The following is a 13,799-nucleotide window of genomic DNA, read 5'->3' as shown; positions in this document are numbered from 1 at the left end:
AGTCCACACAATGGTTGCAACCCTTTGCAACTCTGGCGATGCCCCGCGGGTCCGTACGAGAGTGGCAGGAACACTGTGCGCCGGGCCCGTCCCGGTCGCCCGGTGTCGCACAAGCATGGGGGGTGGTGCCGTGTCGGCGCAGCACCACCCTCCTTCGCTTCCCCCGCCGCCCGCCGCCCGCCGCCCGCCGCCCGCCGGGCGAAGGCGGGCCGGGACGAGAGCCGGCCCCGCGCCCGCGGGCACGCCGGCGGCCGCTACGCCCGGCCGCCCCCGCCGGACCTCCGTACGCCCTCCGACGCCAGACCCGCCGCCGCGCACAGCGCTCCCCAGCCTCCCGCGACCGCGGCGGCCTTCCGGCGTGCCGCCGGATCGGGGAGCTGCGTACCGAAGAGGGCGGCGTCGCAGAGGTCGGCCGCGACCCGGCACGCGGTCGCCGCCCGCAGTGCGGAGCCCTCCCTCGCGACCAGCATGGCGAGCCCGATCGCCGCGTCCCGGGCGCCCACGGCGCGGATCAGCAGCGCGGTCGCCGCCGGTACGGACCCGTCCTCCTCGTCCAGACCGCACGGGCGGGCCATCAGCGCCGGGCGCACCAGCACACCCACTCCGTAGGCGGCGGTCGCCGCGCCCGCCCATCGCACCGGCCAAGCTCCCACAGTGTCCTCCTCATCTCTCCGCCGGCTCGGCTCCCCGCCGACTCGACGGAACCCGGGTTCCCGTGCCCCTTCGGTCCGACACCTCGCGTACCGCCGATCAGCCGCCGCCCCGGAGCGTTGCTCATCTCCGAAAGGGGTGTGGTCCGTGCCGGACGGGGCAACGGACCGACATGGCTGTTCTGCGCAGAGTCGCCCGGCCCCTGCTGGCCGCGAAATTCATCCGTGACGGGATCGCGGCGGTCCGCGATCCCGCCCTCCCCGACCTTCCGGAGGACTCCCGGAGCGAGCGCGGAACTCCCGCACTCGCCTCGCGGTTGCCGTTCCTGCCCGAGGACCCCGAGCAGCTCGTACGCCTCCAGGGCGCGGTGCAGCTCGGCGCCGGAGTCCTGCTCGCCCTGGGGCGCGCGCCACGGCTGGCGTCCGCCGCCCTCGCGGTGACCCTGGTGTCGTCCGCCCTGGCGGCCGGCGGCCGGGCGGGCGACGATCCCGGGGCGCGGCGCGCGGACCTCCTCACCGACGTGTCCCTGTTCGGCGGGCTGTTGATCGCCGCGGCCGACACCCACGGCAAGCCCTCGCTCGCGTACCGGACCCGCCGGACGGCGGGCCACGCCTCCGACGCGCTCACCCACCGCGCCCACGCCGTCTCCCACCAGGTGGGGAACGCGGCGGGCGCGACCGTGCACCAGGTGGGGAACGCGGCGGGCGCGACCGTGGACAGCGTCGCGCACTCCGTCGAGGCCGCCCGCAAGCGCCTCTCCTGAACGGGGCGCGGGCGAGAACGAGAAGTCCCGGCCGGTCGCAGATCGCAGCAGGGGCCCTCCCGGAGCGCGGGAGGGCCCCACCGCAGGTGAGGGCTTACGGGGCGACCGGCCGGGCCCGTGCCACCACCGAGGTCAGATCCAGACTGTGCGGCAGCGTTCCGAACGACGAGCCCGAGTCCCCGCCCAGACGCGAGGCGCAGAACGCGTCGGCCACCTCCGGCGGAGCCCACCGCACCAGCAGCGACCCCTGGAGCACCAGCGCGAACCGCTCGACCAGCCGCCGCGCCCGCGCCTCGATGCCCTCCAGGTCGGCCAGCTCCGTCAGCAGTCCCTTGATCGCCGCGTCCAGTCGGTGATCCGCGCCCCGCGCCCTGCCGACCTCCCGCAGGAACGCGTCCAGCGCCCCCGGCTCCCGTTGCAGCGCCCGCAGCAGGTCGAGCGCCTGCACATTGCCCGAGCCCTCCCAGATCGAGTTGAGCGGCGCCTCGCGCAGCAGCCGGGGCATGCCCGACTCCTCCACGTACCCGTTGCCGCCCAGGCACTCCAGCGCCTCGCCCACCACGGCGGTGCAGCGCTTGGTGACCCAGAACTTCGCGGCGGGCAGCGCCAGCCGCAGGAAGGCCCGCTCCTCCTCGGTGTCCGCGTCGTACGCCGCCGCCAGCCGCATCGCCAGCACCGTCGCCGCCTCCGACTCCAGCGCCAGATCCGCCAGGACGTTGCGCATCAGCGGCTTGTCGATCAGCAGTCCGCCGAACGCGCCGCGATACGCGCTGTGGTGGACCGCCTGCGCCACCGCCTGCCGCATCAGCGCCGCCGAACCCACCACGCAGTCAAGACGGGTGGCCGCCACCATCTCGATGATGGTGCGCACCCCGCGCCCCTCCTCGCCGACCCGGCGGGCCCAGGTCCCGTCGAACTCGACCTCGGCGGACGCGTTCGACCGGTTGCCCAGCTTGTCCTTCAGCCGCTGGATCGCGAACACGTTCCGGGCGCCGTCCGGGAGCACGCGCGGCACCAGGAAGCAGCTCAGCCCGCCCGGTGCCTGCGCCAGCACCAGGAAGCCGTCCGACATCGGCGCCGAACAGAACCACTTGTGCCCGGTGAGCAGATACTCGCCCTCACCCGCCAGCGGCTCGGCCCGGGTCGTGTTGGACCGTACGTCGGTGCCGCCCTGCTTCTCGGTCATGCCCATCCCGAAGAGCACCCCGGCCTTCTCGTGCGGAGGCCGCAGCCCCTCCACGTACGTGTGCGAGGTCAGCAGCGGCTCCCACTCGGCGGCCAGCGCCGGATCGGTCCGCAGCGCGGGCACCGCGGCGTGCGTCATCGACAGCGGGCAGCCGTGCCCCGCCTCGGCCTGCGACCAGACCAGGAACCCCGCCGCACGCCGGACATGACCGGCCGGACGCCCCCAGGCGTCCGTCAGCCCGGCCGAGACGGCATGGCTCAGCAGCCGGTACCAGGACGGATGGAACTCCACCTCGTCGACGCGATGTCCGTAACGGTCATGGGTGCGTAGGACGGGCGGATGGGCGTTCGCCTGCGCACCCCACTCCTGCGCCTGGGCGGAGCCGGCGGCCCGGCCGAGCTCACCGAGCTCCACCAGCGCCACGGGCAGCACCCCGGGCTCGATGTGCCGCTCGACGGCCTCGGACAGGACCCGGTCGGCGGCGAAGACGTCATGGCCGACCAGCGGCGGAACCTGATTGGACACGGTGTGGGTGGTGGCTGCCATGCCGATACGGTAAGGAGGTGCAGGCAGCAAAGGAAACACCCGAGCGGCCCCCGGGCCGGCTCCACCGGGCGCGAGTGCTCTACCGCAACGTCTCCAAACGGCGTATGGCGTGGCACTTGCTCAAGGACACCGTCAACTCGTGCATCGAGTACCGCATTCTGGGCCTCGCGGCCGAGGCGGCGTTCTTCACCCTGCTCTCGCTGCCCCCGCTGCTGCTCGGCATGATCGGACTGCTCGGTTACGTCGACGAGTGGACGACCACCACCACCGTCGCCTCCATCGAGCGCAACATCCTCTCCGCCGCCCAGACGGTGCTCTCCGAGCGCGGGGTCAACGACTTCGCCAAACCGCTGCTCGCCGACGTCACGACCGGGGCCCGCCCCGACGTCATCTCCATCGGCTTCGCCATCGCCCTGTGGTCCGGCTCCCGCGCGGTGAACGTCTTCATCGACACCATCACCGTCATGTACGGCCTCGACGGCCACCGCGGCATCGTCAAGACCCGGCTGCTCGCCTTCCTGCTGTACGTCGTCGCGCTGCTGCTCGGTGCGGTCGTGCTGCCGCTGCTGGTCGTCGGCCCGGACCGGGTGGTCGAGCTGGTGCCCTGGGGCACCGAGGTCATAGCCGTCCTGTACTGGCCGCTGGTGATGCTGCTGACCGTCGCGTTCCTCACGACGCTTTACCACGTGTCCGTGCCGGTGCGTTCGCCCTGGATCGAGGACGTACCCGGGGCGCTGGTGGCGCTCGGCATGTGGGTCCTCGGCAGCTTCCTGCTCCGGATCTACCTCACCAACACGGTCGAAGGCCCGACCATCTACGGCTCGTTGGCGGCGCCGATCGCCGTCCTGCTGTGGATCGGCATCTCCGCCTTCGCGGTCCTGGTCGGTGCCGCGGTCAACGCGGCCATCGACCGGGTGTGGCCCTCGCTCGCCACGGCCGCCGCCCGCGAGGCCACCGAACGCGTCCGGGCCGCGCAGGCCGCCGAGTTCGTCGCCCGCACCCGCTCGGTCGCCTACGACGGCACGGACGACGACGATGACGAGGACGAGGACGACGGCCCCGCGTACATGCCCTCCGAGTTCCCCGAGCGCTGGTCCCGTTTCCTGCCGCCCGACGACGTGAAGTCCCGGCTGCACGCGACCTGGGAGAAGGAGCCCAGGGACGCGAAGGAAGCCAAGGAGCCCAAGGACGTGAAGGGGCCGAAGGGCTCCTCGTCGCCGGAGGGACCGCCCTCCTACTGACCGCCGAGACCGCCGACCGCCGAGACCGCCCGACCGCTGAGACCGCGCGACCGCTGAGACCGCCCGACCGCCGAGACCGGCGACCGCGCTAGCGTGGGAACCATGCCCCGGCAGCACCAGCGGTACCAGGAACGCCCGTCCCGGCTGGACGGGGCCGTCGTCTGGACCCTGGACGTCCCGTCCGGCCCGCGAGCGCCCGCCCGGTCCGTCCTGCCCGACGGCTGCATGGACCTGATCTGGACCGCAGGCCGCCTGGTCGTCGCCGGGCCCGACACCCACGCCTTCGAGGTCGACCCGCGCAACCGCGGTTCCTGCGCCGCGATCCGGTTCGGACCCGGCACCGCCCCCGTACTCCTCGGCGTACCGGCGCACGAGCTGCGCGACCACCGGGTCGACCTGGCCGCGCTCTGGCCCCGTACCGCCGTCGCGGCGCTCACCGGGCGGATCGACCGGGCCGCCGACCCCGCCACCGCCCTGGAGGACTTCGCGCTCGGCCGGGCCGCCGACACCGGCCCGCCGGACCCGCTCACGGCGGCCGTCGCCGATGGTCTGCGGCGCGGCAGGTCCGTCGCGTCGACGGCCGCCGAGGTCGGCCTCGGGGCCCGCCAGCTGCACCGCCGCTCCCTGGCCGCATTCGGCTACGGCCCCAAGACGCTGGCGAGGATCCTCCGCCTCCAGCGGGCCCTGGCCCTCATCCGCACCGGCCTCCCGTACGCCGAAGCGGCTTGCGCGGCGGGCTGCACCGACCAGGCGCACCTCGCCCGGGAGATGCGCGACCTGGCCGGCATGACCATCGGGGCCTACTTCGCGGCGGGCAGGGCCGCGAACAGCGACACCCCGCAGCCGTCCGGGTCCAGAACCACCGCGTAGCGCTGCCCCCACTCCGCGTCCCACGGCTTCATCTGACCGGTGTACCCGGCGTCGACCAGCTCCGCGTACAACGCGTCCACCTCCCGCGGGCCGTCGCAGACGAAGGCCAGGGCGACCCGCTCACCGCCGCCCGCCGGGCGCTCCCAGCCCGGGTCGAACGAGGCGATGACCTCCTCCGTGTCCCACAACAGCCGCTGCCCGCCCGGCAGGGCCACCTCTACATGGGGAGCGGACTCCGCCCCGTCCGGGATGTCGAGGCCGAGCCGCCGGTAGAAGGCGAGCGAGGCCGCGAGGTCGGAGGTGATGATGCTGATGGCGTCGAGTCGTGGAGTCATGCCCCGACCGTAGACACGCGGCGCCATAGCCGTCTTGTACGAATCGGTCACCCGCGGGGTTCACTCCAGGCAGTCCGCCGGCGAGGTCCCCGGATCGGTCAGCGCAAGACCCAGGGCCGCCCGCTCGGTGACCCACCGGGTCGGCCGGTGACGCGGATCGCCGGTCGACGCGTGCAGCGCCCGCTGGAGCGCCAGCATCCGTACGGCCCCGATCCGCTCGCCCCACGCCAGCGGCCCGGCCGGATAACCGAGCCCCGTGGTCACCGCCAGATCGATGTCGGCGGGCGCGGCGAGCGAGCGCTCCGCGATCGAGCAGCCGACCGCCACGACGGAGGACAGCAGCCGCTGCGCGACCGACCCCGCGGTGTCCCGCACCACCGACACCGCGTACGGCTCCCCGTCCTCGGCTCCCCGCGCCAGCACCGCCCGCGCGTCCCGGGCGGCCGCCGGATCGGAGGCGGCCGTCACCGCGAGGACTCGCCGCCGCCCCGCCGCGGGCAGCACCTCGACCCCGAACGCACGCTCCCGGGGCAGCCCGCCCTCCGCGATCGCCGCCGCCACCGACGTCCCCCACACCGGCACCAGCACCACGGCCCCGTCCGACGGCCCGTCGCCCCGCTCCAAGCGGACCCCCGCCACCTCCAGCGAACCGGTCAGCGCCTCCTCGTACGCCGCGACGTCCGCCCGCCCGGCCGAGGCCAGGAACACCGGGCGCTCCCCGTCCCCGCCGAACGGGCTCTCCGGCGCGGGTCCGGACGACCCGTCCCCATTCCCGTACGCGTACCAGCCCCGGCCCGTCTTCCGGCCGTGCAGCCCCGCCACCACCCGGTTCGGGGTGAGGAAGGACGGGCGCAGCCGGTCCTCGTACCGGAAGCCCGCCCAGATCGAGTCGATCACCGCGGCCGTCACATCGAGACCGGTCAGGTCCATCAGCTCGAACGGGCCCATCCGCAGCCCCAGCACGTCCCGCGCGATCCGGTCGATCTCCGCCGGGTCCGCCACCGACTCCTCCAGCAGCGCGAGCGCCTCCGTCACCAGCCCGCGCCCCGCGTGGTTGACCAGGAATCCGGGGGTGTCGGCCACGGTCACCGCCCGGTGCCCGCACCCCTCCACCAGCTCGGTGAGCAGGGCCGGGATCTCCGGACGGGTCGCCGCCCCCGGCACCACCTCCACGATCCGCATCAGCGGCACCGGGTTGAAGAAGTGCAGCCCGGCCAGGCGCGAGGGGTCCTGGAGCGTCGCCGCGATCCGGGTCACGGACAGGGAGGAGGTGTTGGTCGCGAAGACGGCGGAGGCGGGCAGCGCCTCCTCCAGCCTCCCGAACACCTCGGCCTTGGTCTCCAGGTCCTCCCGTACGGCCTCGATCACCAGCTCCACGTCCGGCCCGGCCGCCCACGGCTCGGCGAGCGGCACCAGCCGGGCCACCGCCGCGTCCCGCTCGCCGGCGGACATCCGGCCCTTGACGACCGCCCTCTCCAGCATCGAGGCGACGAACTCCACGGCGTCCTTCACCGCGTCGGCCCGTACGTCACCCAGCTCCACGGTGTGTCCCGCGCTCGCGGCCCACTGGGCGATGCCCCGGCCCATGGCCCCGGCTCCGACGATCCTGATACGCATGGCAGTTACGGCCCTTTCAGCGGAGATAGACACGGTGCGGGTCGACATCGTCGCGCAGGAGCCGCAGCTCCGCAGGGGCGGGCGGGTCCGTCGTCGCGACCCGGTCGGCGGCCTTCAGCTCCCAGCCGGTCGCCGCCCGGACCTGCTCGACGGTGACCCCGGGATGCACAGCGACCAGCCGCAGCTCGTCCCCGACACCTTCACGGGCGAGGACGCCCAACTCGGTGATGACCCGGGTGACGCCGACGCCGAGCGGGCGGATGCCGTCCGCGAGCGCCCGGTCGGGCCCGGGCGTCGTGCAGAAGTCGAGCACGTCCGCGAAGGAGCGCGGGGTGTGGCGGCGCATCACGACGAAGACCTCCCGGGCGTTCGCCATCACCTCCACCGCGCCCCCGGAGCCCGGCAGCCGCACCGACGGGCGCTCCCACCCCCCGATCACCGAGGTGTTGAGGTTGCCCCACCGGTCGATCTGCGCGGCCCCCAGGAAGCCGACGTCGATGTGCCCGCCCTGGAGCACCGAGCCGAACAGGGTGGGCATGGACACCACCGCCTCGGCCCCGGTGATCAGGACGGCGTCCGCGATGGTCTCCGGCAGCTGGGAGGGGTGCGCCCCGCAGACCCCGGACTCGTACACCACCTCGATGCCCGGAGCGACGGTCAGCCGCGCCAGTTCGGCGGCGAGCGTCGGCAGCCCGATCCCCGCGAACACGGTCCGTCGGCCCGCCAGTTCACGCGCGGCGACGACGGAGAGCAGCTCGGACGAGGTGACGGGCCGCGTGGCCCCCGCACGCCGCTCGCTCACAGCCGCCTCCCGTCGTACAAGGGCCCGCTCACAGCCGCCTCCCGTAGTTCACCGGCTCGCTCAGCGCCTCGCCGACCGCGAGCCCCGCCCAGAATTCCTCGCCCAGCTTCGCCACGTACTCCGCGTGGTCGGCGGTCCCGTACACCCACTCCTCCAGCCATCCCCGCAGCCGCTCCGGATCCTTGCTGATCGCCGACCAGGCCCGGTAGAAGGCGTTGTCCCGGTCGTAGTAGCCCTGCGCGAACGACGGGTGCGCCCCGCGCGGGCAGACCACCACCGCGTCGACCGCGTGGGCGGGGACGAGGGTGCGGTTCGGGTCCGCGCGGATCACCTCGTCCGCCACCAGCTCCTCCACCACCACGACCGCCTTCTCCGCCGCGTACACAGCCTCGGCCTGGACGCCCGTCAGCCCCCAGATCTGGGTGTTGCCCCGGCGGTCGGCGCGCTGGGCGTGGATGAACGTCACGTCCGGGTTGACGGGCGGCACGACGTAGATCTGCTCGGTGGAGCCGTCGGCGGCGGGATAGGGCGAAGTGACTTTACGTATACCGGGATTGACGGCCGGCAGATCACTTCCCGCGTAACTGCGCAGCGGATGGAACGGCAACCGCTGGGCCCCTGCCAGATACCTGCACACCATCCCGTAGTGGCTGTACTCCTCGAACGCCAGCGGCCCGGGATCGGCGTGCTCGATGCGCCGCCGCAGCTCACCGAGCGAACCGGCCGACGAGTTGCCCACGAAGGACGAGACCAGCCGCGTCACGCATCCGGCGGCCAGCATCTGGTCCACCACGATGTCCGCCGTCATCCGGACGACCGTGAGATCCCGGCGGCCCTGCCGGATGATCTCGTGCCCGGCGGCGGTCGGGATGAGATGGGTGAACCCTTCGAGGCTCACGGTGCCCCCGTCGTGGACGAAGGCGGCGACGGCCTCCCTCATCGACATGACCTTGCCGGCCGTCCGGTCCACGGTTCTCCTCATCGTCCGCATGCGCGGGCCCCACGGTGTCAGCGCCCATTGATGGCTGTCCAATACCGAATTAAGGTCGGATCAAGACGGGGGGCATATCAATGACGCGAGGGAGACGTCTTCATGGAACTACGCCATCTCAACGCATTCCTCGCCGTGTCCGAGGAGCTGCACTTCGGCCGGGCCGCCAAGCGGCTCCAGATGGCCCAGCCGCCGCTGAGCCAGCAGATCCGCCAGCTGGAGAAGGAGCTCGGCGTCCAGCTCTTCCACCGCAACACCCGCTCGGTCCGGCTGACCAGCGCGGGGGAGACCTTCCTCGAACCCGTACGGACCGTCCTGGACGACCTGGACACCGCCGTCCGGGCGGCCAGATCGGCGGGGATCGGCGAGTTGGGCCGGGTCACCATCGGCTTCGCCGGGGCCTCCAGCCACGAGACGCTGCCCCGGCTCACCCGCGCCGTGCGCGTCGCCCACCCCGGGCTCGAACTCGTCATGACCGGCCAGACGTACGCCAACACCGCCCTCGCCCGGGTCGCCGACGGCTCGCTCGACCTCGGCTTCGTCCGGCTGCCGGTGACCCGGCCCGGCGTCGCCCACCGGGTGATCGACGAGGAGGAGCTGGTCTGCGCCCTGCCCTTTGACCACCCGCTCGCCCGGCGGGAGACCGTGCCGCTCGCCGTACTCGCCGGCGAACCGTTCGTCTCCTTCCCCGCCAACTCCGGCTCCACCGTCCGCGACGCCATGACCGAGGCCTGCGAGAGCGCCGGGTTCCCCCCGCGCGTCGTCCAGGAGGCCCCCGACTCGTACACGATCCTCGCCCTGGTCGCCGCCGGGGTCGGCGTCACCCTCACGGTCACCTCCGTCCAGCACATCCAGCAGAACGGCCTGGTCTACCGGCCCCTCGCCGGTCCTCCCATCCGCCTCCGCGCCGCCCTCGCCTGGCGCGCCGACAACCCCTCCGCCGCCCTGCGTGCGGTGCTCGCCGTGGCGGAGGAAGCGCTACCGACACCCGTGCGTACCCTCGATTGAGACGCACAGCCTCTCAACCCGGTGCACATTCGATATTGGACCGACTCAGTGGCGCGGTGCGAAGGTCACTGGACCCGCGCGTACCGCCACCGCCCCAGGAAAGGCCCCCCGTGCCGCTCGACGTCGTCATCTGCGAACCCCTGCGCACCCCCATCGGCCGGTTCGGCGGGGCCTTCGCCCAGCAGACCCCGGCCGCGCTGGCCGCACGCGTCATCGAGGAGATCGTCGCCCGCACCGGCATCGACCCTGCCCGGGTCGACGAGGTGATCCTCGGCCACGCCTACCCGACCAGCGAGGCCCCCGCCATCGGCCGGGTCGCCGCCCTGGACGCCGGACTGCCCACCACGGTCACCGGCTCCCAGATCGACCGCCGCTGCGGCTCCGGTCTCCAGGCGGTACTGGACGCGGCGATGCAGATCCGGGCCGGCTTCAGCGACGTCGTCGTCGCCGGCGGCGTAGACGTGATGAGCGCCGCCCCCTACTACACCCACGACGGCCGCTGGGGCATCAAGGGCCCCGGCCTCCAACTGCACGACGCCCTCGCCCGGGGCCGCGTCACGGCGGGCGGCGTCAACCACCCGGTCCCCGGCGGCATGATCGAGACGGCGGAGAACCTGCGCCGGGAGTACGGCATCAGCCGCGCCGACCAGGACGCCCTGGCGCTCCGCTCCCAGCAGCGCGCCGCGCACGCCGTCGCCGAGGGACGCTACGACGCGGAGACCGTCCCCGTGACCGTACGCACCCGCAAGGGCGAGACGACGGTCACCGCCGACGAACACCCCCGCCCCGACACGACTGCCGAGCAACTCGCCTCCCTCCGGCCGATGATGGCGAAGTCCGACCCGGACGCCACCGTCACCGCGGGCAACGCCAGCGGTCAGAACGACGCGGCCGCCGCCTGCCTGGTCACCAGCGCCGAGACCGCCGAACGCCTCGGCCTCACCCCGCTCGTCCGCCTGGTCTCCTTCGCCCGCGCCGGGGTGCCCGCCGCGACCATGGGCATCGCCCCCGTCGCCGCCACCCGCACCGCCCTCGACCGGGCGGGCCTCACCCTCGCCGACCTCGACCTGATCGAGCTGAACGAGGCGTTCGCCGCCCAGGTGCTCGCCTGCACACGGGAGTTGGGCCTCGGAGATAAGGACCACGAACAGCGGATCAACGTCAACGGCTCCGGCATCTCGCTGGGCCACCCGGTCGGCGCCACCGGGGCCCGCATCCTCGCCACCCTCGCCCGCGAACTCCACCGCCGCGAGGCCCGGTACGGACTGGAGACGATGTGCATCGGCGGCGGCCAGGGCCTCGCGGCCGTCTTCGAACGCATCGCGGACTGAAGGCAGTTCACGCGGAGCCGCCTCACCGGACGACGATCGCCTCCGGGCCCGTGCCCGGGTCGGAGCGTCGAGTGGCCGGCGCGGTCGGCGCGGCAGACGGGGCCGGGGCGGCGGGAACGATCGGACCGACCGGCGCGGCCGAGGCGGTCGGGCCCGCCGACGTGGTCGCGGCAGCCGGTTCGGGGGCCTCCCCGGGCCCCTCGTCGGGGTAGTGCCACGTCCCGGCCAGCACCCCGCGGAACCAGACGTCACCTCGTCCTGGCCCATCGCCGGCCAGTCGGGGACCTCCTCGACCAGGGCGGCGCGTCCCATCCGGCGGCCCAGCTCCACCAAGTGGGCCCCCGCCGCGGTGCGTTCGTTCGCGTACCGCTCCAGTGCCGTGGAGAGATCCGGCCCCTCCCGGAGGACCCGCTCCAGGCACAGGGCGTCCTGCAGCGCCTTGACCGCGCCGGTGGCGGTGTGCGGCCTGGTCACCCCGGCCGCGTCCCCGGCCAGCAGCAGCGGCGGGCGGGCGACCCGGGGAGCCTGCACATCGGCGACCGGATGGCAGGCCGTCGCCCGGCGCCCGCCCCGCGCGACGATGTACGCCCAGGCCGCCGGCTCGTCCACCGGGGGCTCGTCGACCGGGGGCTCGTCGACCGGCGGTTCGTCGACCGGGGGCTTGCCCGGCGGGTGGTTGTGCTTCGGGCCGTCGGCGTTCACGCACTTGTTGCCGAAGGCCGGGTTCAGCAGGGCGATCACATTGACGGTGTTGCCGCACACATTGACCGGGATGTGCACCGGAGCCTGCACGGTGTTGCCCGAACCGACCCCCGGCGAACCGACGGCCGCCCCCTCGGCCGACGCGTCGGCGTGCGCGGTGCCGCCCACCGCCGCCAGGAGGCCCGATGCGGCCGCCATGACGATCAAGCTTTTGTTCAAGACCTGTCGCATTACTTGCCCTTCCTTAGGACATTCGCGAGGACATCGCGTGGGTGCTTCGCGCGCGGATAACGGGCAGCCATCGGGCGGAGCCGCTGCACAGCCGGATCCCGCGGGAAGCCATGGTGAAAATGGTGAAGACGTGCGCGCTGGACGACTGCCATAACGACTCAGACACATGCGGGAAACTTGGAGGTGCGTGGAAATTGTGTAATCACCCGAACGGGTGGCGCCTCGGCGTCCCGCGCATCCCGGTTCGCAGAACAAGAAAAACGATTCGCCCTCAACTGGGCTTCTCCCTGCCGGTGTTGACTGCGAACGAGCGCCCGCTGCCGATGTGTCGCGGCGTCAGGGAGATCGGCTCTCGCCCACCCGTTCGGGCGAAAGGCTCCGGAGGGGTGTGTGCAATTTCTTCACGAACAGACTGCCGTGCGCGAGAAGAAGCGAGAAGGACGGAGCGAGAAGGGCGGAGCGAGAAGAACAGGGGGCGCTCCTCGTGCCCGGCATTCGGGTGAAAGGGCGGAACCTAACCTCGCGTGGTGAGTTGACCAGGGGGCTCCGCCGCGGGGCAACCGGTACGAGAAGGGTTAATCGTGATCAAGAAGGTTCTGGCTACGGGCGCTGTCGCCGCCTCCATCCTCGGTCTCGGATCGACGCAGGCCATGGCCATCGCCAACGACGGCGGTACGACCTCGGTCAACGGCAATGGCGCTTCGCAGTCGTACGGCAACTCCGAGACCCACGGTGACTGGAGCCCGCAGTTCGGGCTCGTCCAGGGCTCGCTGAACAAGCCCTGCATCGCCCTCCCGGCCAAGGCGAACGTCGGCTCGCTCATCGGTCTCGTGCCGGTCGCGGTCCAGGACATCAACGTCCTGTCCTCCCCGCAGAACCAGCAGTGCACCGAGAACTCCACCCAGGCCAAGGGTGACGAGGCCCTGTCGCACATCCTGGAGGACATCCCGATCCTCTCCGGCAACGGCGTCGGCAACAACTGACCCGCGGCCGCCCTGCTCGGGCCCGGGCCCTCGGCGTTCCTCCACCGAGCGGCTCGGGCCCGTTGTTTCCCCGTTCTCCCGGGACGTGAACACGAGGCCCTCGTCCGCATTCTCCGCGGTGCGAACCTACGGGCCTTGTGGCATTCGGGCGGTTGTCCGGGAATTCGCCCGCGGAACAGTTCCGATTCCGGGCGTTCATCGTTACGCATGACAGACGCAGTACAGCGCCGGAGTCGTGAGCGATCAGCATCTGGCTCGGGCGGACACGACAGTCGTGACCGCACCGGACTCCGCCGAGGAAAGGGAAGAAACGTGAAGTTCACCAAGGTTGCCGCCGTCGCCGCCGGTACGTTCCTGGCGATGGGCGTCGCCGCGCCGGCCATGGCCGACTCGGGCGCCGAGGCCATTGCCGCAGGTTCCCCGGGCGTGCTGTCGGGCAACGTCCTGCAGGTCCCGATCCACATTCCGGTCAACCTCTGCGGTAACACCGTCAACGTGATCGGCGCGCTGAACCCGGCGTTCGGCAACGCCTGCATCAACAA

13 protein-coding genes and 1 pseudogene are annotated in these 13,799 nt (G+C 72.8%); 7 read left to right on the top strand and 7 right to left on the bottom strand.

Annotated elements, in window-relative coordinates; genetic code table 11:
• Positions 1 to 254: 254 nt before the first annotated feature.
• Entirely contained in the window at positions 255 to 653 is a 399-nt protein-coding gene (locus ACFWM7_RS11795; protein WP_383258523.1) for a hypothetical protein, read from the bottom strand.
• 170 nt (positions 654 to 823) lie between these two features.
• Here ACFWM7_RS11795 and ACFWM7_RS11790 point away from each other — a divergent pair, with 170 nt between their 5' ends.
• The gene (locus ACFWM7_RS11790) at positions 824 to 1,414 is read left to right on the top strand and encodes a DoxX family protein (protein WP_383258519.1); all 591 of its coding nucleotides are present in this window, start codon (positions 824 to 826) and stop codon (positions 1,412 to 1,414) included.
• Positions 1,415 to 1,508: 94 nt separating this feature from the next.
• Here ACFWM7_RS11790 and ACFWM7_RS11785 read toward each other — a convergent pair whose 3' ends face one another.
• Positions 1,509 to 3,146 (bottom strand): acyl-CoA dehydrogenase family protein, encoded by a 1,638-nt coding sequence (locus ACFWM7_RS11785; protein ID WP_383258517.1) that lies wholly within the window; start codon positions 3,144 to 3,146, stop codon positions 1,509 to 1,511.
• 17 nt (positions 3,147 to 3,163) lie between these two features.
• Here ACFWM7_RS11785 and ACFWM7_RS11780 point away from each other — a divergent pair, with 17 nt between their 5' ends.
• Together ACFWM7_RS11780 and ACFWM7_RS11775 are read left to right on the top strand one after the other, a co-directional pair.
• Positions 3,164 to 4,387, top strand: coding sequence for a YihY/virulence factor BrkB family protein (locus ACFWM7_RS11780; RefSeq protein ID WP_383258516.1), 1,224 nt, complete (start codon positions 3,164 to 3,166; stop codon positions 4,385 to 4,387).
• Positions 4,388 to 4,489: 102 nt separating this feature from the next.
• Positions 4,490 to 5,257: a DUF6597 domain-containing transcriptional factor gene (locus ACFWM7_RS11775; RefSeq protein ID WP_383258514.1), complete on the top strand. Its 768-nt coding sequence runs from the start codon at positions 4,490 to 4,492 to the stop codon at positions 5,255 to 5,257.
• Here the strand turns inward: ACFWM7_RS11775 and ACFWM7_RS11770 are convergent.
• From ACFWM7_RS11770 to ACFWM7_RS11755, 4 genes are read right to left on the bottom strand one after another with little or no spacing between them, the layout of a single operon-like run.
• Positions 5,188 to 5,592, bottom strand: coding sequence for a VOC family protein (locus ACFWM7_RS11770; protein ID WP_383258512.1), 405 nt, complete (start codon positions 5,590 to 5,592; stop codon positions 5,188 to 5,190). The genes ACFWM7_RS11775 and ACFWM7_RS11770 overlap by 70 nt on opposite strands.
• 60 nt (positions 5,593 to 5,652) lie before the next feature.
• On the bottom strand, positions 5,653 to 7,209 hold the full coding sequence (locus tag ACFWM7_RS11765; RefSeq protein WP_383258509.1) for a 3-hydroxyacyl-CoA dehydrogenase: 1,557 nt from the start codon (positions 7,207 to 7,209) through the stop codon (positions 5,653 to 5,655).
• A gap of 16 nt (positions 7,210 to 7,225) precedes the next feature.
• Complete coding sequence (locus ACFWM7_RS11760; RefSeq protein WP_383258507.1) at positions 7,226 to 8,011, bottom strand: CoA-transferase subunit beta; 786 nt, start codon at positions 8,009 to 8,011, stop codon at positions 7,226 to 7,228.
• A 28-nt stretch (positions 8,012 to 8,039) separates the two neighbouring features.
• Positions 8,040 to 8,993, bottom strand: coding sequence for a CoA transferase subunit A (locus tag ACFWM7_RS11755; RefSeq protein WP_383258504.1), 954 nt, complete (start codon positions 8,991 to 8,993; stop codon positions 8,040 to 8,042).
• Between the two features lie 111 nt (positions 8,994 to 9,104).
• On the opposite strand from ACFWM7_RS11755, the gene ACFWM7_RS11750 reads away from it, so the two are divergent.
• Both ACFWM7_RS11750 and ACFWM7_RS11745 read left to right on the top strand, forming a co-directional pair.
• Positions 9,105 to 10,010, top strand: a complete 906-nt coding sequence (locus tag ACFWM7_RS11750) for a LysR family transcriptional regulator (RefSeq protein ID WP_383258501.1) — start codon at positions 9,105 to 9,107, stop codon at positions 10,008 to 10,010.
• Positions 10,011 to 10,120: 110 nt separating this feature from the next.
• Complete coding sequence (locus tag ACFWM7_RS11745) at positions 10,121 to 11,341, top strand: acetyl-CoA C-acetyltransferase (protein WP_383258498.1); 1,221 nt, start codon at positions 10,121 to 10,123, stop codon at positions 11,339 to 11,341.
• Between the two features lie 597 nt (positions 11,342 to 11,938).
• Here ACFWM7_RS11745 and ACFWM7_RS11740 read toward each other — a convergent pair.
• Positions 11,939 to 12,274 (bottom strand): annotated as a pseudogene (locus ACFWM7_RS11740) (chaplin); the annotation flags it as partial.
• 581 nt (positions 12,275 to 12,855) lie between these two features.
• Here ACFWM7_RS11740 and ACFWM7_RS11735 point away from each other — a divergent pair.
• Positions 12,856 to 13,257 (top strand): rodlin, encoded by a 402-nt coding sequence (locus ACFWM7_RS11735; protein WP_383258495.1) that lies wholly within the window; start codon positions 12,856 to 12,858, stop codon positions 13,255 to 13,257.
• A gap of 312 nt (positions 13,258 to 13,569) precedes the next feature.
• On the top strand, positions 13,570 to 13,799 hold a 230-nt coding region (locus ACFWM7_RS11730; protein ID WP_383258493.1), incomplete at its 3' end, for a chaplin.

It is taken from the genome of Streptomyces sp. NPDC058375 (assembly GCF_042723425.1).
GTDB lineage: Bacteria > Actinomycetota > Actinomycetes > Streptomycetales > Streptomycetaceae > Streptomyces > Streptomyces durocortorensis.
Note: the sequence above shows the minus strand (reverse complement) of the source record. Positions and strands in the feature narration are given on the sequence as shown.

Excerpts from the sequence above, each read along its gene's own strand:
- ACFWM7_RS11790 (WP_383258519.1), top strand. The coding sequence starts at position 824 with ATGGCTGTTCTGCGCAGAGTCGCCCGGCCCCTGCTGGCCGCGAAATTC.
- ACFWM7_RS11785 (WP_383258517.1), bottom strand. The coding sequence starts at position 3,146 with ATGGCAGCCACCACCCACACCGTGTCCAATCAGGTTCCGCCGCTGGTC.
- ACFWM7_RS11775 (WP_383258514.1), top strand. The coding sequence starts at position 4,490 with ATGCCCCGGCAGCACCAGCGGTACCAGGAACGCCCGTCCCGGCTGGAC.
- ACFWM7_RS11770 (WP_383258512.1), bottom strand. The coding sequence starts at position 5,592 with ATGACTCCACGACTCGACGCCATCAGCATCATCACCTCCGACCTCGCG.
- ACFWM7_RS11765 (WP_383258509.1), bottom strand. The coding sequence starts at position 7,209 with ATGCGTATCAGGATCGTCGGAGCCGGGGCCATGGGCCGGGGCATCGCC.
- ACFWM7_RS11755 (WP_383258504.1), bottom strand. The coding sequence starts at position 8,993 with ATGAGGAGAACCGTGGACCGGACGGCCGGCAAGGTCATGTCGATGAGG.
- ACFWM7_RS11750 (WP_383258501.1), top strand. The coding sequence starts at position 9,105 with ATGGAACTACGCCATCTCAACGCATTCCTCGCCGTGTCCGAGGAGCTG.